At 45.7% G+C, this 23,664-nt stretch carries 16 protein-coding genes and 1 other RNA gene; 7 read left to right on the top strand and 10 right to left on the bottom strand.

The features are described 5' to 3' along the window. Positions 1-32: 32 nt before the first annotated feature. Together MHN00_RS06250 and MHN00_RS06245 are read right to left on the bottom strand one after the other, a co-directional pair. The gene (locus tag MHN00_RS06250) at positions 33-2,594 is read right to left on the bottom strand and encodes a family 20 glycosylhydrolase (protein ID WP_239300647.1); all 2,562 of its coding nucleotides are present in this window, start codon (positions 2,592-2,594) and stop codon (positions 33-35) included. 101 nt (positions 2,595-2,695) lie between these two features. Further along, positions 2,696-5,422 carry a TonB-dependent receptor gene (locus tag MHN00_RS06245; RefSeq protein ID WP_101565541.1) on the bottom strand — a complete coding sequence of 909 codons (2,727 nt, stop codon included), beginning with the start codon at positions 5,420-5,422 and terminating at the stop codon, positions 2,696-2,698. Between the two features lie 219 nt (positions 5,423-5,641). On the opposite strand from MHN00_RS06245, the gene MHN00_RS06240 reads away from it, so the two are divergent. The 3 genes from MHN00_RS06240 to MHN00_RS06230 all read left to right on the top strand — a co-directional run bounded on the left by MHN00_RS06240 (position 5,642) and on the right by MHN00_RS06230 (position 9,136). Beyond that, entirely contained in the window at positions 5,642-6,667 is a 1,026-nt protein-coding gene (locus MHN00_RS06240) for a LacI family DNA-binding transcriptional regulator (RefSeq protein ID WP_239300646.1), read from the top strand. After that, a complete protein-coding gene (locus MHN00_RS06235; protein WP_239300645.1) occupies positions 6,667-8,187 on the top strand; it encodes a tryptophan halogenase family protein in 1,521 nt (506 codons plus the stop codon). Before MHN00_RS06240 ends, MHN00_RS06235 begins: the two co-directional genes overlap by 1 nt. Positions 8,188-8,287: 100 nt before the next feature. After that, positions 8,288-9,136, top strand: a complete 849-nt coding sequence (locus MHN00_RS06230; RefSeq protein ID WP_014950370.1) for a LysR family transcriptional regulator — start codon at positions 8,288-8,290, stop codon at positions 9,134-9,136. 53 nt (positions 9,137-9,189) lie between these two features. Here MHN00_RS06230 and MHN00_RS06225 read toward each other — a convergent pair whose 3' ends face one another. From MHN00_RS06225 to MHN00_RS06190, 8 genes are all read right to left on the bottom strand, one after another. Continuing rightward, positions 9,190-10,122 (bottom strand): exopolyphosphatase, encoded by a 933-nt coding sequence (locus MHN00_RS06225; protein WP_039228034.1) that lies wholly within the window; start codon positions 10,120-10,122, stop codon positions 9,190-9,192. Positions 10,123-10,206: 84 nt separating this feature from the next. Continuing rightward, positions 10,207-11,496: a Xaa-Pro peptidase family protein gene (locus MHN00_RS06220; protein WP_101565546.1), complete on the bottom strand. Its 1,290-nt coding sequence runs from the start codon at positions 11,494-11,496 to the stop codon at positions 10,207-10,209. 110 nt (positions 11,497-11,606) lie between these two features. Next, entirely contained in the window at positions 11,607-12,482 is an 876-nt protein-coding gene (locus tag MHN00_RS06215; protein WP_039228032.1) for an EamA family transporter, read from the bottom strand. Between the two features lie 47 nt (positions 12,483-12,529). After that, complete coding sequence (locus MHN00_RS06210) at positions 12,530-14,074, bottom strand: M28 family metallopeptidase (protein ID WP_239300851.1); 1,545 nt, start codon at positions 14,072-14,074, stop codon at positions 12,530-12,532. 483 nt (positions 14,075-14,557) lie between these two features. Next, on the bottom strand, positions 14,558-15,730 hold the full coding sequence (locus MHN00_RS06205; RefSeq protein ID WP_239300644.1) for an FAD-dependent monooxygenase: 1,173 nt from the start codon (positions 15,728-15,730) through the stop codon (positions 14,558-14,560). After that, on the bottom strand, positions 15,717-17,063 hold the full coding sequence (locus MHN00_RS06200) for an FAD-dependent monooxygenase (RefSeq protein ID WP_239300643.1): 1,347 nt from the start codon (positions 17,061-17,063) through the stop codon (positions 15,717-15,719). The genes MHN00_RS06205 and MHN00_RS06200 overlap by 14 nt, the downstream gene beginning before the upstream one ends. 193 nt (positions 17,064-17,256) lie before the next feature. Further along, positions 17,257-18,576, bottom strand: a complete 1,320-nt coding sequence (pepP, locus tag MHN00_RS06195) for a Xaa-Pro aminopeptidase (RefSeq protein WP_075176917.1) — start codon at positions 18,574-18,576, stop codon at positions 17,257-17,259. A gap of 75 nt (positions 18,577-18,651) precedes the next feature. Beyond that, complete coding sequence (locus MHN00_RS06190; RefSeq protein WP_039228193.1) at positions 18,652-19,218, bottom strand: UPF0149 family protein; 567 nt, start codon at positions 19,216-19,218, stop codon at positions 18,652-18,654. A gap of 594 nt (positions 19,219-19,812) precedes the next feature. Here MHN00_RS06190 and ssrS point away from each other — a divergent pair. From ssrS to MHN00_RS06165, 4 genes are all read left to right on the top strand, one after another. Further along, a non-coding RNA gene (gene ssrS / locus MHN00_RS06185) (6S RNA) lies at positions 19,813-19,995 on the top strand. Between the two features lie 21 nt (positions 19,996-20,016). Further along, positions 20,017-20,913: a ribokinase gene (locus tag MHN00_RS06180; protein ID WP_014950380.1), complete on the top strand. Its 897-nt coding sequence runs from the start codon at positions 20,017-20,019 to the stop codon at positions 20,911-20,913. Positions 20,914-20,935: 22 nt separating this feature from the next. Continuing rightward, positions 20,936-21,877, top strand: coding sequence for a nucleoside hydrolase (locus tag MHN00_RS06175; protein WP_014977204.1), 942 nt, complete (start codon positions 20,936-20,938; stop codon positions 21,875-21,877). 66 nt (positions 21,878-21,943) lie between these two features. Beyond that, positions 21,944-23,572, top strand: a complete 1,629-nt coding sequence (locus MHN00_RS06165) for an ATP-binding protein (RefSeq protein WP_075176916.1) — start codon at positions 21,944-21,946, stop codon at positions 23,570-23,572. Positions 23,573-23,664: the final 92 nt, after the last annotated feature.

Below are 23,664 nucleotides of genomic sequence, written 5' to 3'. Positions count from 1 at the left end.
ACGCTGTCATTTTAACCAATAAAAACAGGCGCTTACAGCTGCACCTGTCGACTCATTTGCTGTGTTCCCGCAATTCTAGCGCGAACAGTTACCATCCCCTTCACTTCAACAGGAGCGGTAAAGGTTTCCCACCTATTACCTGAAGTTAAGTACTCCATCGTAAGACCAGACACTGGCTTTATATGTAACATACCATTGTTAATTACCGCTGCTGGCGTAGGTACACGCACATTCACTCCCTGCTGCACTAGCGCGGGTGCATGGCGGTTAAATAACGCTAACTCAAACGCTCGCCAGTCGCTTGCCTGCTGGTTTACTAAAGCGCCTTTTTCATGAAGTGCTTTCGCGTTTTGTTGCCACGGTGCGTAGTGCCAGGCCCGTTCAGCCAAAGCCAATAGTCTGGGGAATACCATATATTCCACGGCATCTTGATTCACGGTGACTTCTGACCACAGCTGCCCCTGAATACCGATTACTGATGATGTGTCTGCCTCAGCAGATCTGCTGTAACTGTGGCCCATACGGTCGGTCCATAACTCGGCATGAAGCGGCAGCTGTTCGGGCATAAACGAAAATACTTTTTCGGTATCGGTTGCCCGTGAACCCCAGTAATAGCCGGGCTCATAAGGATTACTTTGGTAAGGAAAGTCGAAATAAAGCACATCTGGAAACGAAAGTACTACCGGAATATTTTCCTTGGCGAAATGCGATACTGTTTTCTCTCCTCCCGCAGCAAGAAGATGCCAAACGTTGGTATACGCGCTGCTGTTATCCAGTGTATTTACGGCTTTTTCCATGCCATCGCTCCAGCCACCAATTGCTATATTGTGCTTTTGCGCAATTTTCTGCACTTCGGTAACAAAAGCCGGCAGTATTTCATCTGCCTTTTGACTTTTCGCAGCGCATACAGGGGATTTCACCCAAGCACCGGCGGTTTCATCGGCGCCAACATGGAAGTGCGTCAACGGAACGTTGGCCTTTTCATGCAGTGATTTCACAGAAGTAAGTACTGTTTCGATAAAATGATAGCTGCTATCTAAACAGGGGTTTATGGTGTTATCTGAATAGAATTGAACGCTTTCATATTGGGTTTTATCTTCTTTATCTACCAACAAAAATTCATTTGCAGCCTCTGAGTTGCCCTCTGCCATAAGCCGCTTGTAGCGCGTATTCATAGAAACAATCGCTGCGCGGGCATGGCCAGGCATATCAAGCGACGGAATAACTTCAATACCGCGCGCGTGCGCCATTGTTAAAATATCAATGTAATCTTGCTGCGTAAGAAAGCCGTTACCTGTAGCACTTTTAAAAGGCCCGCTCCCTAGCTGAGGCAGCAAGCACTGTGTTTCAGACAAATCGTGGCATCGAAACGCACCAATTTCGGTAAGCTCGGGCAAAGCATCGATAGCTAATCTCCAGCCCTCGTCATCACTTAGGTGAAGGTGTAGCTTATTGAGCTTGTAGGTGAACATTTGGCGAACAACGGATTCAATCGCTGCCTTTCCTGGAAAGTGGCGAGCAATATCTAAGTGCATTCCGCGAAATTCGAATCGTGGCGAGTCTGCAATTTCGGTGATAGGAAAGCGGCCTTTCTGCGCATCAAATACTTGCATTAGCGTTAACAGACCGTAGTTAGCACCAATGTTATCGTTGGCAATTATCGTAGCGCTTTGCTCTGTTATGCTAAGCGCATAGCCTTCTTTTGAGTTTATTGTTGCAGCTTCATTTGCAAGGGCGTTCGCATTGTTAGCGCTGCGAATAATAACCTTAAGTGGTAAGCCTGTTTTCTGGTTAGTGAGGCCAAAATAGGCCATTTGCTCAATGGCTGGAGCAAGCATGTCTTGATCAGACTTATCTATATTAATGCCCGCGGCAGAAACAAATTTACCCGAATCATCTCTTCGACCTACGTTGGGAATAACACGGTTCTGGGCATCACCTGAAATTAGCGCTGAATCGCCCTTATTGTATAAATACGCGCTGTCCATAAGCGGTGTATTGTCGTTTTCAGTACGTTTGTACTGGGCTTGTTTGCTCCATAAGCCAGTGTGTTGATTGATTAGCAAATTACTTCCCGGCTCTTTCACACGGGTTGTGGAGGCAACCACCACCGGTGATAAAGCAGGGTAAGTTAAGTAATAGTTCGGCATTGCGTCCGAGCGAGAGGCGTGCCAAAAGGGCGCAGATAGCGTTACCTTAACTTGCTCACTTGCGCTCACCTTTTCTTCGAACGTAAGGCGGTGCAGGTCACCGTTTATATGCTCAATGCGAATTGCATTTTTTGAGTCATACCCGCGAATAGGCGCAATATGACTAAAGTAAAGTGACGTAGAGGCTTCAATGGGGGTTGCCATGGTTGCTATCGTAAGCTCTGACGAAAAGCAGTCGCCTTTTGGAATATGTACCCGGCACAAACTATCGTCCACATTACTTAATACTTCGTAATGTATATCGAGGCTTTCTCCTAGCGCATTCAAGCTGGCTTGCTGTAGCGAAGGCGTTTCAGCCATTGCCGAAGCGCTACCCACTAGTAGTAACGATAAGCTCAAGCACGCTTTGACAAAATTCGTCGAATTGCGGATCACGTCGCACATCCTTAAATCACAATTTCAGAGTAAAACAAGGGTAAAGCAAACGCCCTACCCTATGCTATGTGAAGATAGTGAACACACGAACTATCTTCACATACTAGCAACTAGAACTTCATGCTAGCGCCAATGAAGAAACGGCGTCCATTGGCACTTTGCGTTCCACCAAGTCGCTTACCGTCACTGCTTCGAACATAGTAGTTCTCCCAGATTTCGTCGGTAAGGTTAAGGGCTTCAGCTTTAAGTGTAATGGTTTCTGTCACGTTCCAGCTTACCTGCGCATCTAGCTGTGACTGTTCGTCGCGGTACTGATCGCCAATTTCAGCTTGGGCAATAAAGTACTCAGAGCGGTAGTTGTAGTTTAAGCGCGCGCTGTAAAGATCAGTTTCGTAGAACACACCTACGTTAAACGAGTCTTTTGACGTGTTCGGGAAGCTTACTGAGCGCGTTGCGATAGTAGCACCAATGATGTTGCCGTCATCGTCTGTAACGGCAACCGCTTCATCTACTTGTGCGTCGGCCACATCAGTGTAGGTATAGTTAGCGTAGCCACCGAAACCGTTGTCGAACACATGCTGAATTTGCATTTCGATACCGTCGATAGAGGTTGAACCACCATTCTCTGGCGTTCTTAGCTGATTGATTTGCTGACCATCAATTTCACGAGATACGGTTTTGGTAAAGATAAAGTCGTTAATATCTTTCTTGAACACTGTTACTGCGGCTACCGACGATTCGCTAAAATACCATTCTGCACCCACTTCAAATTGGTTAGCAGTTAGCGGGTTTAGCTGCGGGTTACCAGCAGAGCCAGAGCTAGTTTCAGGCGTTAAGTTTACCGCAGGTGCTAACTGAAACGGTGCTGGACGTGTAAGCACGCGTGCTGCCGCCATACGTAGTAACACATCTTCAGATAAGTCGTACGATAAGTTGATGCTTGGCAGCCATTCGTTGTAACCACCATCAAACGCTACCGCTTCGCCTGTTGTTAGGTCGTAACCGTTCGAAGTTGAATCGGTCTCAACGTAACGCATACCCACATTACCTCTGAAACCATCGCCACTAAATTTCGCCATGGCGTAAAGTGCAGTAATATCTTCTTCTATCTCAAATGAAGATTCATCTAAGAATTCATCGGTACGGCGGCAAAGTATAGTAGTGTCATCAGCACATTCGGCTACGCTATATAGCGCGGTGTACATACTGTCTTTGTCAGGGAAGAAATAGCTGGCAGCCACACCGTTGGTGTTGTCGTGAGACACGTTAATCATGTCGCCATTCCAAAACGATGACGCGGGCCCAAGGCTACCTTCACCCACCGGCGCTAAGTTGGCCAAGTCAGTTCTGTAGCGAGATTGCGCAAAGCTACGATCGCGACGCTTAATACCCGTTTTGATTTCGGTTACTGCACCCCAGTCTACTGAATGCTCGTAATCAAATTGGATATAGTTTTCTTTATCTTCCGTTGCATTTAGCTGGTCGAATATTCCTCCCAACCACATTTCATCCGTTGGGTTAGCTAGCCATGGGCTTGCCGTTGTAAAATCGATATACGGGTTGTCGCCACCTGGGTTGTAAAAATCGATGGCTGCACGCGGGTCGTTTGCGCTAGCCCAAAATTCAGTAAAGAAATCTCGGTTTTCGCCTTCACCCGTGGTTGTACCTAACTGGAAGTGCAACTTGCCATCACCCATAAGGTAGTGCCCCTCAATATCTACAATCTCGGTAGACATTTCAGAACCATCGCGGAAGATGTTGTCATACGCCATAAAGCGCGCCCACTCAGGGCGGTTATCTACGCCCATCATGCTAAGCGACTCTACTACGTTGTCGCTGCTCACCGTACCCGGACTGGTGTCTGTACCTGTGTACGCCACACCGCGAAACGGAATACCAATTAAGTTAGAGTTTACGTTGTCAGCTTTAAGCGTTGACGATAGATAGTGGACAGACACATCGAAGTCGTCGGTAGGTGCCCATTGGGCAGTAACATCAAAACCAACGCGCTCACGGTCTTGCTTAAACAACGCTGAGCCCATACCCCATGGAATAGCGCCTTTTTGTGAAGCGCCAACTGGTGCTTCAATAAGTGGGTCGATACGAGGAATGCTAGGGCCGAACCAGCCGAAGTCTTCGTTAGTTTCACGCTCTACCGTTCTTTCTTGATAAGAGCCTGAGAAAAGAATACCAAAGGTTTCGTCATCGTTTTTCCAGCTGTACAAACCAGATAGCGTTGGGTCGAGTGAATCGGCGATATCACCATACTGGCCTTCTACCGAGATTTGTCCAGAATTAGCGTCAAGGTCGAACGGCTTACGTGTTTTTAGAATTACCGTTCCGCCCAATGCGCCTTCATCAATGTCTGCCTGAGACGACTTGTACACTTCTAAACCCGCAATCATTTCCGACGCTAAAATTTCGAAGTTAAAGTTACGGGTTGCGTCTGATAACACAAACCACTGACCGGTTCCCACGGCTTGACCGTTCACTAGGGTCAAGTTTTGGTCTGGCTGAACGCCGCGTATAGTTACGCCTTGCCCTTCACCAAAATCGCGGTCGATGGTAATACCCGGAACACGGGCTAGTGTTTCTGCCACGTTTTTATCGGGGAACTTACCGATGTCTTCAGCAGTGATAGCGTCAACAATGGCGTTAGAAAAACGCTTGGCATTGATGTTGGCCTTTTGGCTTCCGCGGATCCCTGTGACTTCGATGATTTCAGTTTCACCTGCTTCCTGTGCTACCGCAATAGGTGCTGAAATACTTGTTAATGCGCCCATAGCTATGGCGAGGCGAACACTTCTTGTTAGTTTATGTTGTTGGTTTTTGAACATTGTATTTACCTTCTCTCAGCCAAAAATGACAACGCTGTCATTTATTGAAATAATAAAATGACAGGCGTTGTTGTGGGGTACAGCTTTTTGATGACAACGCTGTCATTGAATGTTAACTTACATGACGCAATGTAAGGCTGCAATTAATTTTTTAACAAAAAAGTAATACAAGCTTCTTAATTGTTGAAAATTAAACCAATTTTTAGAGTGAGATCGAATTTGGCTGCTACCATCAAAAGTGTTGCCGAAATGGCGGGTGTTTCGATAAAGACCGTTTCGCGCGTAATTAACAAGGAAGGCACAGTAAAACCCGACACCTTGCAACGTGTTGAAGAGGCGATAAAGGCCTTAAAGTACACGCCGAACAAGGCAGCGCGAGACTTAGCGAGCAAAGGAGCATCGGTACTGGGTTACGTATACGACAACCCCAACGCCTACTACATAATCGATATGCAAAAAGGCATATTGGATGTGTGTCGCAAAAACAATTTCGAATTGTTAATTCACCCGTGCGATGCAAGCTCTAAAAACATAGCGAAAGAACTGGTGGACATGGTAGACACTGCTCAATTGGCTGGCCTTATCCTTTCGCCTCCGCTATCAGAAATGCCCGAGGTATTATCGGAACTTGATCAAAACCAAATAAGTTATGTGCGTATTTTATCTGGAGACGGCCTCTTTCCATCGCCCCTCCCCTACGTGTTGGTGAACGACTTCAAAGCGGCATACGATATTACTCAGCACCTTATTGGCCAGGGTCACAAAAACATTGCGTTTATTGCCGGTGAAGAAATTCACAAATCCACCATTGAGCGTTTGAACGGCTACAAAGCGGCGTTAGAAAAAGCGGGTATTGCAATTGATGAGTCGTTAATTATCAAAGGCACCTACTCATTTGAAACTGGGGTAAAAAGCTCTGAAACGCTGCTTGCCATGTCGCCGCATCCTACCGCTGTATTTGCGTGTAACGATGAGATTGCAGCGGGTACGTTGTTTGGTGCACGAATGAAGGGGGTAGATGTTCCTCAAGAACTCGCAATCGCTGGGTTTGAGAACAGTCCCTTTTCCCGACAGACTTTTCCGCCGTTAACTACGGCATCTCAGCCAACTAATGAGATAGCGCAGCATGCTGCGGCGTCGTTAATTCAGTATTTACGAGCTAAGAAAGCCAAAGCTGCCCACGACAATCTTAACCATACTTTCATCCCGGAACTGGTAGTGCGCGCGTCAACCGAGAAACAGTAATGAACAAATTACCTCAAGAAATCGTGATTGTGGGTGGCGGAACAGCAGGCTGGATGACGGCGTGCTACTTGGCAAGAACCGCCGAGTTGATGGCCAATAACAGTAATGTACCTGTCCCCGCCCCTAAAATAACACTTCTTGAGTCAGCGGTTATCAGCGCCGTTGGCGTAGGCGAAGGTTCAACGCCTTATCTGCGCCACTTTTTTAAGTTTCTAGGAATAAGCGAAAGTGAGTGGATGCTGAAATGCAGCGCCACGTATAAGATGGGCATTAGCTTTGAGCGTTGGACTACAACGGCTGAATCAAAAACAACGCGCCCCCTGTTCACCGATTCAGACAGCTATTTTCACCCGTTCTTCTCTTCTTTAGATATTCCCACCGCGGATATGTACTTCAGCGCGGTAAATGAATACAGAAAAGGCGCTTCGCACGACATTAATCCATCGCACTACTTTACTGCTGCGCACATGGTAGAAAAAGGCATTACGCCCGACGCCATTTGTAGTTCTGCAAATATTGATTACGCCTATCATTTTGATGCAGGGCTTTTGGGGGACTTCTTAAAAGAATACGCGCTGAATAAAGGGGTGTCCCATCAAATAGGCACTGTGGCAAATGTAGAATGTCATGAGCACACTATTACCGCGCTAAAACTGGATGACGGAAGTACATTAAGCTCAGACTTTTTTATTGATTGCTCGGGGTTTCGTGGGCTTCTTGGCAAGCAAGCTCTGTCGCGAAGGTTTACAAGCTATGCCGACACCTTGTTTAACGATGCTGCCGTAGCCATTGCCAGCGACGCAACAGCATCACCAGAAACTTCATTACAAACCCGCTCTATTGCGCTTAGTCACGGCTGGCAGTGGCACATTCCTCTAACTAGTCGCACCGGCAACGGTTATGTATACAGTTCACAATTTTGCACTGAAGCCCAAGCAGAAGAAGAACTTAGACTTGCATTAGAACCAGACCAATCCCATCAGCAAGCCCGACATTTGAAAATGACCGTAGGCAGACTAGAAGAACACTGGAAAGGTAATTGTTTATGCATAGGGTTGTCTCAGGGCTTTATTGAGCCATTGGAAGCCACTGCACTTATGCTGGTGCAGTACGCACTGCATCACTTTATCGATTGCTGGCAAAGTAACAATCCGCGAAGAGAGGAGCGCTATAATTCTGAGATAAACCGAATGTTCGATGGTATTCGGGACTACATTGCTGCTCATTACTATTTAAATACGCGCGACGATTCTGCCTACTGGGTTGCCTGTCGCGAAGACTTAAAGGTGCCGGATACCCTTTCTTATTTGCTGAATGCGTGGGACAAAGGCGCCAGCTTTGAACAAGCGCTTAATGAAGTAGATAACAAACTGGTTTATTTGCGACCTTCTTGGTACTGCATTTTTGCGGGAATGAAGCGCTTTTCTAATAACTCAACGCCACTTGCACAGCCCAATATCCTTGCACTTCGCACTATGCAGCAATCGGTAGACGGCGCTTATCGAGTAAGGCAACCCTAACTTGGTTAGAACGCACAAACATATAAAATTACGCCTTTCGCCCGCTTACATTTAAAAATATAATAAAAGCAGGCAAATTCATTAGAAAGTGTAATTAACTATGAAGCAGCTTTCCCTTGATACCTTACGCACCTTCGTTAGCGTTATTGAGCTTGGTGGCTACGCTAAAGCAGGCGACTTTTTGGGTCGTTCTCAACCGGCAATAAGCCTACAAATTAAAAAGCTAGAGTCGCAGTTAGACCGCAAGCTATTTACCAAAGTAGGGCAACGGCATGTACCTAGCGCCGACGGCAATTGGCTGTACCCAAAGGCGAAAGAACTGCTAGAGCTTAACGATAACATCTTTCGCAGCTTAACCCCTGCCCCGCTTAGCGGTCGCTTGCGCCTTGGCATTCCCAATGAATTTGCTTCTACATTATTGCCGGGCCTAATTGGCGAATTTTCAAAGCGCTATCCCGATGTATCACTTGAAGTGACCTCGGCCTTAAGCCGTGATTTGCTGCATCCGTCGCAGCGCGATCATTTCGATTTAATTTTGGCGTTGGTGAATCCGGGTGAGCAGACAGAAGGCGAAGTAGTGTTAGAAGATGATGTAGTTTGGGTTGGCGACACGGCTCACCCGTTGGTTGGCAACAATATTCCTTTGGTGCTTGCTCCCGACGGTTGTATGTATCGAAGCCGCGTTATTGAACAGTTAAAGCAGCAAACCTTTGCATGGAAAATCAGCTATACCAATGCAGATTTAGGTGGATTGGTTGCCGCCATTCAACAGGGGCTAGGCGTGACAGCTCTAGCAAAATCTAGCTTACCGGCAAACCTTGTAGCGCTAAACCACCCGCACCTGCCCAAATTAGGCAAGGTGAATATTTGCCTGTTCAATCAAGATACACAGCACCCAGTGATCAGTAAAACCCTGGCCGAATTCTTTAAAGTGAGGCTAACCCAATAAAAAAAATGGGGTCAGAGTACTTTTTCTGCCCCACCGTTCTTATACAATTAGCTTTAGCCATCACTCGTGATGGTTTCGATAAGCTCGCCGAGTACAGTTTCGGCTTTGCTGGTTTCAACCTGACATGTACCTGCGTTCATGTGACCACCGCCGCCATACTTCAAGCACAACTCTCCCACATTGGTTTTTGAGCTACGATTAGTAATGGATTTACCAATAGCAAATACCACGTTTTGCTTTTTCAGCCCCCACATCTTGTGAATAGAGATATTGCAGTCGGGGTACATGGCATAAATAACAAACCGGTTTGTCGCGTAAATGGTTTCTTGGTCGGTTAAATCAAGCACTACTAGGTTGTCGTATACAGTAGAACACTTGGCAATTTGCGCCTTCGCCATTTCATTGTGCTCGTGATACAAACTCACGCGCTCGGCCACGTCTTCCATTTGCAGTATTTCTTCAATGCTGTGGTCTTTGCACGCATCTATTAGCTTCATCATTAGCTGATAGTTAGAGATTTTGAAATCTCTGAAACGACCAAGCCCAGTTCGCGCATCCATGATGAAATTCATGAGCACCCAATCTGTGGGCTCAAGGATTTCTTCTTCGCTAAACTGTGCAGAGTCTCCTTTATCTACTGCATCCATCATATCTACTGAGATATTAGGAAATTTATCTGCACCACCGTAATAGTCGTAAACAACGCGCGCCGCCGACGGCGCTTTCGGGTCAATGATGTGATTATCAATATCGCCTGAGTTACGCACTGTTTCGCTTAAGTGATGGTCGAAGGCAATATGGCAACCCGCAACGTAAGGCAGGTTAGTAGTGATATCATTCTCAGTAATATCAATTTTACCGTCTTGCATGTCTTTTGGATGAACAAACAAAATATCGTCAATTAAGTCTAAATCTTTCAATAAAACCGCACATACCAGTCCATCGAAATCACTTCGCGTAACCAATCTAAATTTTCTTTCAGGCATAGTTTATCCATCATTCACTTAGGTAATAATTTTAAGTGTAACAGCTAATAAAAATTTTGAGAGACAGGTTTATTAACTTCTTATTTAGCTTTTTAAATTCAGTAATTTACCCAGCGGTTTCGCCAAACTTTCTGGCGGTTCGGTAAAGTAAGCGGGGCCCGTTTCAGTCATATACAAACAGTCTTCTAAGCGCACACCAAATTCACCCGGAATATAGATACCTGGCTCATTAGAAAAGCACATGCCTTTTCTAAGTGGCGTATTTTCACCACGCACGAAGTTAACGCTCTCGTGTCCTTCCATGCCGATACCGTGACCTGTTCTGTGACTTAACCCAGGCAATGCATAGTCTTTGCTGTACCCCTTGCTAGCATAGTATTGACGCACTGCGTCGTCCACTTTGCCTGCTGGCTCACCAATTTTAGCTGCGGCAAATGCTACGTTCTGCCCTTCCCTTACTGTATGCCATACGTCCTGAACTTTCTGAGACGCTTTGCCAAATACCAAAGTACGGCTTATGTCGCTTTGGTAACCGTGCACGCTGCAACCGCTGTCTAGCAAGATCACCGAGCCTTCTTTGATAGTTTGTGCTGCGTTTGTGCCATGAGGATAAGCACTTGCATCGTTAAACAGCGCCAAACACCATGTACCGCTGCCGCCTAAGTGCTGCTGTGCGGTGTTCATCAAACTTTTTACATCCTGCTGACTCATGCCAAGCTTTAGGTTGCTAAAAACAAATTCGTAAGCACGTAAAGTAACTTCATTGGCCTTATGCATAAGTGCCAGTTCACTCGCAGTTTTATACATGCGACAACCAAGGGTAATTGGCTCGGCGGGAACGATATTAATGTTTGGCAGCGATCGGCTGACTCCGGTAACTACAAAGTAGCGTACGCTGCTTTCAAAGCCTATATTGCCGCTTGTTATACCGCGCGATTTTAAAATATTGGCTACAACATCAAACGGGCTTTCATGCTCTTGCCACACTCTTACATCATCGCCTATGGCTAACGACTCAAGCACACTTGGCTTTTCGAAAAATGGCGTTACCACCGCCATGTCACCTTTTTGAGGGATAACCAGCGCGGTCAAGCGCTCACTACGCCACCATTTAATCCCCGAAAAATAATCCATAGCTGCGCCAGGCTCGACCAGAATCGCCGCAATGTCTTGGGCTTTCATAAGCGACTGCGCTTTTTCAATACGCGCTTTGCGTTCTTCTACGGTAATCGGCTTCGCATTTGCGGTGATATCACTTAGCCCGCTTAAACCGTTAATGTCTGTTGCATTGGTTTGATTAATTGCAGCCATAGAAGCCACAGGAGCAAGCGCAAAGCTAGCGCCCGCTAATTTTAAGAAATGTCGCTTATCCATGTTCCCTTCCTGTCGTTTTAATTAAGGTTGTTTAGCACTTTTTTGTTTTATGAAAATAACATTCAGTTGATGTTGTACTAAAAACTTCAGTGTTTAATATTGTCATTACTTTACGCCCACATAACAAAGATTGCGGCAAGCCCAATAAGAAGTAAGCCAGCAATTTCGCGTTTTGTGACTGCATTTTTTAGCCAGTAATGTGAGAGTATCAAGGTAAGTAACACCTCTAACTGCCCAAGCGTTTTTACTAGCGCCACATGTTGCAATGCCATAGCGGTGAACCAACAAATTGAGCCCAAACAGCTTACCGTGCTAATCGCTAGCACCTGCTTTTTAGCGTTGGTTAGCTGTCTGAACACGAAGGGTTTAGTTAGCGCAATATAACCACTTAAACTTATCGTTTGTACACATAGCACCCATAACAACACCCAAGCAGCAGCCACTGTATGCTGAACATTTAGCATATGGCTAGCCTCGCGCACCAACAGTGATGTAAGCGCAAAACAGGTACCGCAAGCAAGACCTATTACCATGGTTTTCACACTAATCCCATGGAGCCGATTGCCACTGCTTAACACAAATACTGCTATTGCGCCTATTACTATGCCCGCCCACCCAAGGGGCGTTAAATAACTTCCGAAAAAGAGCATGCCTACAACGCCGGCCACCAAGGCCTCACTCTTCGCTAGACCTGCGCCAATGGCAAAATTCTTCTGCTTGAACAAAATCACCATTAAAGAAGTGGCCGCTATTTGAAGTAGCGAAGCACACAATATCACTGTAATAAAAGAGCCTGAGAACTCAGGCACTTGACTGGCGCTACTGCTGTAGAGAATGAGTAAATAGACGAGAGCTATTGGCGGAGCCAAAATAAAGCGAGAGAGCGTCACCCCAGAGGTGTTAACTGCACCGCTCAGCTTACTCTGAAGTGCATTGCGCACGGTTTGCATAACAACCGCGCCCAACGTAAATAAAATCCAACTCATTAGCGTCGCTTTACCTTGTTATATCGCTACCTACAGTTAAGCGTGAATTACTTTGCCTTTTTCACTTCCATTGCCTGTGTGCGCTTGTCTTTAAAATCAGAGTCACGTTTCCAGTATGGCCACACATCGCCTTGGGCGTAATAATTCAGCATAGAGCCGATAAGTGAGAGGTCTTGTTGCACACCACCTAATGTCCAGCTTGGAAGGTAGTCATCATCTGCTTTATGATAGCGTTTGGCGATGAAGCTAGGGTCGGTATCGCCTAAGCTCATGAACAAAATTGAGGGCACGCCCTGCTTAGCAAGCGCGAAGTGATCTGAGCGGAAGAACAGTCCATTTTGAGGTCTCGGATCCATTTTGACGTTTCGCCCTTGTAGCGCGGCAGCTGTTGCTAAATCGTCTTCAATAGATAAATAACCTTCGCCGTACTGCAAAATGTAATCAACATCATCGTTTACATTCATGCCGTCGATGTTTAAAAAAGCCACCATGTTCGATGTTGGTACCGGCGGGTTATTTGCAAAATAATCGGCACCGAGTAGCCCTGTTTCCTCTGCGGTAAAAGCACTAAACATTAGTGTACGCGCAAAGCCCTCTTCGCGTTTTGAAAGCGCATCTGCTAACGTAAGCACACCTGCTACGCCTGACGCGTTGTCTACCGCACCATTGTAAATAGTGGTTTGGCCGTTTTTCTCAACTTTGCCTAGGTGGTCCCAGTGAGCGTGAAGCATTACCCATTCTTCTGGCTTATCTGTACCTTCTAAAATGCCTGCAACATTTTGCGACTCGGCACGCTCAATAGTATTGGTGAAGCCCAATGATGCTTTTGTGTTTAGCGCGATGGGCATAAATCCTGGCTTTGAAGCTTTGTTTTTAAGCTCGCCATAGTCCAAACCCACTTTTTCAAATAGCTGTCTGGCGGCATTTAAATGAAGCCAACCCATTACACCGACTTGTGAAGCATTGTTGTTGTCGTCGACTAAACTGAATTTGGTATTGGAATTTGAGTTTTCGACTACGCCCCACCCGTAACCCGCAGGCATGGTTTCATGAATAATGAAAACCGCTTCTGCCCCCTGCCTGGCTGCTTCTTCGTACTTATATGTCCAACGACCGTAATAGGTCATTGCGTTGCCCTGAAAAAGCTCTGGATCTTTAGAAGCGAAACCCGGGTCGTTTACCAGCATTACAACGGTTTTTCCTTTTACATCCAGGCCTGCGTAATCATTCCAATTGTACTCTGGGGCATTAATGCCGTAACCCACAAAAACTACATCACTATTAGCAAGTGAGTAGTCATTAACAATGCGCTGAGTACGGGCTGTAAACTCGCTGCCTGCGCTAAAATCAAGCCCGCCTATCTTTAACGATGAAATGTTCTTAGGCATTATTTTGGCTAAGGGCACAGCTTGGGTGTAGCTATCGCCAAAGGCTGGCTTTAGCCCTAGCTTTTTGTATTGGGTTACCAAGTAATCGACTGTTTTCTCTTCACCTTTCGACAAAGGCCCTCGCCCTTCAAACTCATCGCTTGCCAGCGTTTTAACGTGCTGACGATAAACGTCCAAATTGATAGAGGCATTACTCAGCGTCATCTTTTTGCTTTTTGTTGTCGCCGACGCTTCAACCGAGGCTAAAGTGGAAACCACTGCGTCGGCATTCGCCGAACTAGTAATTAAAGTAGAAGTAAGTACGGAAGCGGCGCAGACAAAGGAAAAGGCGCGATAAGGTTTGCAAAGATAAGTAAGCATAAGCCATTGGTACAAATAAAAAAGGATACCGAAGAGTATCCTGTACCGCTGACTATCTCAACGCCGAAAAGACTAAACCACAAGAATGGGGTCAGAGTACATTTCTTTGCTTTTGGAGCGAGATAGATAATTAGAAAGCTTTGCCGCCTGTTTTCTATGATGTGTGAAAAAGTACACTTCCAAGCTTCAATAATGGGGTCAGAGTACATTTATTCGGTTTTGTAATAGGGAAAGCCAATAATGTACTCTGACCCCACTATTCGAGGGTGGCGAAAAAAGTACTCTGACCCCATTATTTAAATGTACTCTGACCCCATTTTTTTGGATTTAAAGGCCCATGGCGTGGCTGACGAAGGCGGTTTTAATGGTGCTGAGTTTGTCTGTGGCTGAAAGACCAATTCCTCTGACCAACTTTTTGAGGGGGTCGTCGCCGTCGAATAAGAATTTAAAGCCGTCCATTGCGGCAATCATTTTCGTGGCTTCTGTTTTACGGCTTCGTTCGTAGCTGCGTAAGTGCTTGTACAAACCTATGTCTTTACCCGACGCCTTTAAGCTGTTTAGGGTTTCAGCCAATGCGAGCGCATCTTGCATTCCCAAGTTAGCGCCCTGCCCTGCAAGCGGGTGAATGGTATGCGCTGCATCGCCTACCAGCACCACACCGTCTTTCGCCCACTGGCGTGCATAACGCATGGTCAACGGGAAAGCGGCGCGCTTAGTTTCAAGCGAAATAGTGCCAAGAACGCTATTACTAGCCGCAGTTAACGCATTACAGAACGCAGCGTCATCCAATGCCATTAATAAGTTCGCTTGCTCTGGCGTTTGCGACCATACAATAGAACATACATTTGGCTCAGACATAGGCAGTAGCGCGAGCGGTCCCGTGGGTGTGAACGCTTGTCTCGCCACATTATTATGCGGCTCTACCGTTTTGATATTAGCGACAATCGCCGTATGCTCGTAGTCTTTAAATGTAATTGGCAAGCCAGCTTGCTTTCTCACAAACGAATTTGCGCCATCGGCGCCTACTAATAACCTGCAGCTTAGCACGTCATCATTATCAAGCATCAGCATGGTTTGGTTTGGGCCAGCTAATACTCTATCAATACCCGCGGTAATCAACTCCACGTTAGGCTGCGCTTCCACAGATTTAGACAGTGCATTGACTAAAGCCTGATTCTCTACAATCACGCCAAGCGCATCACTGCCCATTTCATCGCATGAAAAGTGAATGTCGCCAAAACTGTCTTTGTCCCATACATGCATGTCGGTGTAAGGGTTGGCGCGATCTTGCTGCAAATGCGACCACACATCAAACTGTTGCAGCGCTTTAATATTGGCCTGGTTTATGGCACTCACTCTCGCCGTTGGCTTCTCGTCCAGAGTCTGATAACACACCGCTTTATCGACTATTGCTATGCTCAATTCACTGTGTTTAAGCGCCGCTGCAAGGGTTAGCCCTACAATTCCGCCGCCCACTATCGCTATATCAACATGCTGCATTGTTATCTCTTTTTCTTAGTGGTGTTTCGCCATAGCCCGTCGTGTGTTTAACAAACGCTTTTTTCGCCTGGGGCATCATGCTTAATGCCAATAACGACACATTGCGCCCAATTACTGTTGGAAAATACTGGTTTGAAAAGGTGCGAACTAGCGTATCTGTCAGGGCTATCGTGTTATCCCTGTCATTCTTACGCGAATTGGCGTAATTCTGAGTAATGCTAAAAGCGCCTGCATCGAAATTAGCTGATGCGATTGTATCGTTTTTCTCTTCGTATGAATCCTGCTCGCCGTGCTTTTCCGCTGACGCTTGCAGCACAGACACTAAAGTACTTAAGTCGCGTAAGCCTAGATTGAAGCCTTGCCCTGCAATAGGATGTAGCGCCTGTGCCGCATTGCCTACCACCACTGTGCGATGACTAGCAACTTGCTGGGCTTTAGTAAGCGCTAACGGGTAACTTGCCAACTCACTGACTCTCAGTACTTTGCCCTGTCGATAGCCAAATGCTTCCTGTAGGGCCTTGATAAATGCGCGTTGATTTAATGCCATTAACGACTTTGCGGCGTTAGTATCTACAGTCCATACAACTGAAAAGCCGTTTCCACTAGCCTTGATATCATCGATTTCACTGTCGAAAGGCAGGAACGCTAACGGGCCACTTTGGGTGAAACGCTCGTAAGCTCTGTTTTCATGAGGGAGCTGAGTGTGAACGTTAAAAACAATGGCCGTTTGATGATAATCATTGACTGTTTTTGAAATGCCTACCTGGTCAGCTAATCCTGAACGACCGCCATCTGCCAGTACCAGCAACTTTGTGGTAAGCGATTGCCCACTATCTAGCTGCACCTCTACAAAATTGCACTGCTGTTTTACGTTCGTTACCTTGGCAGGTGCGATATATTGGTAGCTTGAGGTTGCACCTGCCGCCAATCGCGTTAGTGCGCTTAAGCTCACCACCTGGCCAAACGCGTCAATGTGGTAGTCACTGCTTTGAAGGTTTAATAGCCCCAAGTGCCCTTTGTCGCTAACCTCAATATGCTTAATTTGAGGAGGTAACTCACCGTTGTGCTGCTTAGCTACATCATCAAGGTTTAGCCCCATGTGAGACAGTTCTTCAACAGTACGTCTTGCCAAGGCAATCACTCGGGTGTCGGTAAAAGGGTTAAAGTCGACTAAGCTTTTACTGGTTTGCTCTGGGTCAGCCGCATCAATTAGGGTGACAGATAAGCCAGAGCTGTTTGCAGGAAATACTTTCTCTGCGAGTGCTTTGGCTAATACAGTACCGACAATACCACCACCAATAATTACTACATCAATCGCTGCTGCCGATTCCACTGTTTTTATATTCCTGTCGTCCAGAGGCTCTAATTATTAAAAGCGTTAATTCTGAGATTTTTTTCTTTATATTAAAGGCTAGTTTTTAGCGTAATTTAAACTGGTAGTTTAAACCGGTAACTTAAACCAAAATTCCGTATTTCACACTTATCGCAGTTTTTCAAACCTTGGTAAACCTAGCAAATTTTGACAACTAGTCTCTGCTTTCAGCCATAAGTGCTTCAATCTCATCAATGTCTTTTGGCACGTCTGCGGTAAGAATATCGACACCCGTCGCAGTAATCACCACATCATCTTCAATTCTTACACCAATGCCTTTGTATTTTTCCGGCACGTTGCTGTCTTGGCTAATGTAAATGCCGGGCTCAACAGTGATCACCATGCCAGGCTTTAACGGACGGTCTTCACCGTCAATTTTATAGTTGCCTACATCATGCACATCTAGACCTAAATAGTGCCCTAAACCATGCATGTAAAACTGACGCCACGTTTCATTTTCAAGGTTTTCTGCCACACTACCTTCAAGAACGCCAAGGTCAACTAAACCTTGAGTAATAATTTCTACGCTATGTAACATGGCTTGTGACAAGGTAACGCCGGGCGCTAACATGTCTAACACGCTTTTTTGCGCTTTTAATACAACGGTGTAAATTTCGCGCTGAGCATGCGTGAACTTTCCATTTGCAGGAAACGTTCGCGTGATATCCGCAGCATAACCTTGATATTCAGCACCTGCATCGATCAAGATCAAGTCACCGTCATTTACCTGCGCGTTATTTTGCGTGTAATGCAAAATACACGCATTGTCGCCGCTTCCAACAATAGTGCTATAAGCAGGTGAACGGGCTCCCGCCATGGCAAATTCGTGGTGAATTTCAGCTTCTAGCTGGTACTCGTAACAACCAGGCGCGGCGAACTGCATAGCTCGCTTGTGCGCACGTGCGCTTATCTCACCCGCCGCTTTCATCATGGCCACTTCACACGCTGATTTGAATAAACGCATTTCGTGTAAAATAGGCTGTAAGTCGTGAATCGCCCTTGGTGCCAGTGATTCTTTAGGCGCATCGCGCAAGGTGTTTAGCGCTTCAGAAAATAACAGGTCATTGTCTTTCTTGTGACCCAACGAAAAGTACACATTGTCTTGACCTTGAATTGACGCTAACAGCGCTTCTTCAAGTTCTTGCAACTCAAACGCTTCATCTAGACTAAATCGGGCAAGTGCAGCTTCGGCTCCTAAGCGTTTGCCGTGCCAAATTTCTGCACTTTTGTCTTTCTCTTGTACCACCATTGCACGATAACTTTCACCGTAACGAGGGTGGTTAGACAATATCAACCAAGCATTAGGCTCTTCAAATCCTGTCAAATACCAAAAGTCGCTATCTTGCCTGAATGTATATTCGGTATCGCGACTTCGGGTTACCATACCTGCTGCTGGCACAATACACACACTATTCGGCTCGCACTGTGCAAGCAGTCGGTCCTGCCTGGCGATAAACTCTTGCGCACTAATCATAAAAGAGAAAACCCTAAAAAATCTCGTTAAAACGAATGGCGACTTACGGCCACTTTTAATATCTTCAGTTAATTACTAGTGTACGGATGGCGTGTCTTGTTGATCATCTAGAAGTGATTGGCCCAGTTCGCTGAAGCATAAAATTGCTGAAATTTTCACGTATTCTTCAACCTCTAACAGCGCCTTTTCAGACTCTTCGTCCGCGTCCATTGGCTCTTCCATACGTGAAATATCTGAAAAGTCTTCAAGTGCCTCTTTTACGTCGTCAGAACATTGCATAAGGTCTTGCTGGTGTAGACCAAACCCAAGCATGAAACCTTGCACCCAGTTTATTAGTGCAGCCCCGCGATCGTTGATAGGCGCTTGATCATCAGGAAGTAACAAATTGAGCGCGAATTCAGGCTCAAGAAGCTGCTGACAGGTTTGATTGAAAAGGCTATTTAAAAGGTGCTGGGTAGGGTCGCTAAACGCATCACCCTGATTAATGGTTTCACTTAACGCTTCTAGCCATTTTTGGTCGGTAAGCGACATGCCTCCGCAAAGCATACCGCACAGAATGCCATGCACTTCTGCAGCATCAACAATTACGCCTTGCTGAGACAATTTATTACTTACGCTATCGTAATCGAGCTGTTTTTCCACGAATTGTTCTCTTTTGTTTTGAATAGTTTGAGATACAGGCGCCACTTTTATAAAGCGTTTAATTACCGTCTATTTTGGCGGCGACTTACGTCACTGTCATCTCTTGATGGAGTTAATACTAGCAAAAATCAATGTGTAACGCCTCATTTTGCCCTGCCACTGCTCTAACTTTGAACAAACAGCAAAAGTACATTCAAGGTCTAATAACACTGTGTCGTACACACTTTACACAACGGTACTTAAACGTTGTTTACTCACTGTTCAAACGATATTTAATTTGCGGCTATTTAGCTAAATTCGTTGCCGGACGGCTAGCAACATCGTCAGAATTCATCTAAGATCGCTGGTGTTGGATACGGAATTCCTTTAGCAACAGCGTGACAACGTTCATTAGCCTTTAATGCCTGAATAGCTGATTGGTTATTATTGAGCTTCTCTTATATGCGTGTATAATTGCTGACCAATTGGTCAAGAAAAGTAATATTTTTTTACCGCTTTTATAATCACCACGCAAAATAGTTATAAAGCGCTTTAGGTGATCCTCTTCACTGGATCTCGCGTTTGTTATACCCTGTTGCGTTAATACAACAACAATGTTTCCTGGGATGTTTGCTAGTTCATTCATGTCCCTGGCCGATGCTTTAAACCAAGGAAGTTGAAACAGCTGCTATTGTGCAAGCTCGACGCGTATCGAGAAGCCTACGGCAATTGTGATACTTCCGCCCTGAACTTTTCGGTTCACGGGCGAAACATGGACAGCGGCATTCTGGGAAGCGCCCTCTTTCGACGGAAGAAGAAATGGCAATAATAAATTTTGGCTCTATAAATATTGACCACGTTTATCAGGTAGATCACTTTGTACAACCTGGTGAGACGTTGGCCTCTACCCATTATCAAACCTTATTAGGTGGTAAGGGTGCAAACCAGTCTATTGCTTTAGCGCAAGCAGGTGCAGACGTAAGACACGTCGGCAGCATTCACGAAAACGACGCTTCATTTAAACAAGCTCTTATTAAGAAGGGTGTTGATTGTCGTGGCGTAAAGTGCTCAGAAGTTCCTTCAGGTCACGCGATTATCCAAGTCACGCCTAGCGGTGAAAACGCCATTGTATTATTTGGTGGTGCTAACCAAACCATTACCGCAAAAACCGTAATGCAAGCGTTAGACGATACGCGTCCTTCAGATTGGGTACTAACCCAAAATGAAACAAGCAGCATTGAAGAAGTACTTCGCCAAGCGAAAGAAAAGCAGCTTAAAGTAGCCTTTAACCCAGCGCCTATGAGCGAGTCGGTTAAACAGCTTCCGTTAGACTGTGTAGATTTACTTATTGTAAATGAAACCGAAGCTGCTGCGATCACCGGTAAAGAAGAACTTGAAGATATTGTGACAGTGTTCAAAGAGCAGTGGTCACACAGCGAAGTTATTATTACACTGGGTAAAGCGGGTGTAATGATGCTGCGCAAAAACGATGTTGTAGAAGTAAAAGCATTCTCTGTAGACGCGGTAGATACCACCGCAGCCGGTGACACCTTTATCGGTTATTTCCTGTCTGCATACAGCAACCACACCGATGCTAAACAAGCATTGCGTCGCGGGTGTGCAGCTTCAGCCATTGCGGTAACACGCGAGGGCGCAGCACAGAGTATTCCAACACAAAAAGAAGTGGATCGTTTCTTAGCGAAACACGCCAACTAGCAAGACGCATTGAGATAAATTGATGGCACATAAGATCATATTAGATACGGATCCGGGGATTGATGATGCAATGGCGATCTTTTTCGCCTTTCAGTCTCCAGACATTGAAGTACTTGGCTTAACGACCGTTTACGGTAACGTTCCAGTAACAATGGCAGCGCAAAACGCACTAACACTTTGTGAAATTGCAGGTAAAGATATCCCTGTAACTAAAGGTGTTGGCATGCCATGGGTTGGCCCAGAGTCAACGTACGCACACTTCGTACACGGTGAGCACGGCTTCGGTCATATTAAACCTGAAGCGCCTAAAACCGAGCTTGACCCACGCAGCTCTGCGCAGTTTATCGTTGATATGGCACGTAAGTACCCTGGCGAAGTTACTATTGTTGCTATTGGCCCACTAGGTAACTTGGCCCTTGCGCTTCGTCTTGAGCCAGAACTTCCTAAGTTGGTAAAAGGCGTTAGCATAATGGGTGGTGCAGCGTTTGTACCAGGTAACGTTACGCCGGTAGCTGAAGCGAACATTTGGAACGATGCACATGCTGCAGAAATCGTTTTCGCAGCAGACTGGGAACTGACCATGTTTGGTTTGGACGTAACAAACTTCACGCCGTTCTCACCAGCCTTTGTTGAAAAGCTTGAAGAGAAAAACAATACCCTTGGTGGTTTTGTGAAAGAAAGCGCCCAGTTCTACATGGATTTCTACTCGCAAAACCGTGAAGATCGCGTGTGTTTCTTCCACGATGCATTCCCGATTGCTCACCTTCGCCACCCTGAGCTATTTGAACTAACTGAAGGTCACGTTCGCGTTGGAACAGGGACACTAGATAGAGGGCAAACTGTAGTTGCGCCTAAAGGTACAACACCGAGTCCACTATGGAATGAAGCAAATACCATAAAGGTAGCGACCAAAGTTGACCACAAAAAGCTGGAACAACTATTCATAGACACCTACGCTCTATGATATGTTTAAGGGATTGTTAATACACAATCCCTTTTTTATTTACAGCTAGGTTTAAACTCAACGGTTATGAAAGCGGCGCCCCTCCCTCAAAATGAAGATGAACGTCTTGCCGAACTGCTCAGCTACGACGTACTCGATACTGAAGCTGAACAACTCTTTGATGACCTTACAGCCCTGGCCTCTCAAATTTGTGAAACCCCTATTGCGCTTATCAGCCTCATTGATCCAAACCGCCAATGGTTTAAATCAAGAGTAGGTTTAGACGCAGAAGAAACATCACGAGACATCGCGTTTTGCTCACATGCTATTTTGCAAAGCGATGTGTTTGAAATACCTAACGCTAAGTTAGACCCCCGGTTTCACGATAACCCGCTGGTGACTGGCGCGCCTGATATTCGGTTTTACGCCGGCGCACCACTGATTACCCCGTCTGGCCATGCAATTGGCACGCTGTGCGCCATTGATAGCAAACCACGCAAGCTAACCGAAACACAAAAAGCCTCGCTCCAAACCTTAAGTAAATCGGTAGTAGCACATTTAGAGTTAAAGCGGAAAAACCGAGAGCTTGAGCGCACCAGTCAATTCAAGTCTGACTTTCTTTCTTACGTAAGCCACGAAATTAGAACACCGCTTAATGCCATTAATACGTTTAGTCAGTTGCTTGAAGGCGAAGCCCAAAAGTTAAATTTACCCTCGTCATTTACCACCCCGCTTTCTCATGTAAGCCAAAGCGGTGAAAGGCTTTTAGAAATAGTAAATTCTGTTTTAGATATAAAGCAGATAGAAGCGGGGAAAATGCGTGTGATGCCACGCGCGGTGAATACCAAAGACTTTTTCACCCACTTATTTTCGCTTACTAAGATCCGCGCTGAAGACAGCGGTATCGTATTTAGCACTAGTATTGATGACGCTGTGCCCGACTCGTTGTTTTTCGATGACACCAAATTTGGTCAAGTTGCGCTTAACTTGCTATCGAATGCGATTAAGTTCACTAATCACGGCAAGTCAGTAAAAGCGCAGGTAAAATACAAAAGCGGCAAGGTAATATTTAATGTCATTGATCAAGGCATTGGTATGAGCGATGACGATCAAAAGCGGCTTTTTACACCTTTCGAGCGAATGGAAAACGCCCGTCAGATAAGTGGAACCGGCTTAGGCTTGAATATATCGAAGCGCCTTGTCGAGCTCATGGACGGGTCTATTAAAGTTAGTAGTAAGTTGAATCACGGTACCCGAATAAGTGTGACCTTACCTGCCGACGCCCTAAGCGCAAACCAGTTCGTTGAGGCACAACCGCGTAGCTTTGTTGCCCAAGTAAACATAGATAACTCAGTAAATGTATTGGTAGTTGAAGATCACTATATAAACCAAGTGGTTATTCAAACTTTGTTTGAAAAACTGGGCGTGTCGCTTTCTGTAGTAAGCACTGGCGAGGAAGGCGTTGAATACGCCAAGTCTAATCCAGTCGACTTAGTTCTTATGGATCTTAATTTACCAGGTATTCAAGGCGATGAAGCAACAGTAAAAATAAAGGGGTTTAAGCCAAACTTACCTATTGTTGCATTGACGGCCGATGTCATTACCCAGCCTGAATATTTGCGAGAACAAGGTCTTGATGACGTACTCACTAAACCGATAGATAGTAGTGAATTGGTGCGTGTGCTCAATCACTATTTAGGGCATCCAGACCAATGATTCTATTTGTTTTATTTAGGTAGCTTTATCTAAGTAGTTTTACCACAGTAATTTTACCTGAGTCATCTTTACCTAGCCCAACAAACCTTTTT

It is taken from the genome of Alteromonas sp. Cnat2-8 (assembly GCF_022348355.1).
Classification (GTDB): Bacteria; Pseudomonadota; Gammaproteobacteria; order Enterobacterales; family Alteromonadaceae; genus Alteromonas; species Alteromonas macleodii.
This window is presented reverse-complemented; position numbering and strand designations above follow the sequence as displayed.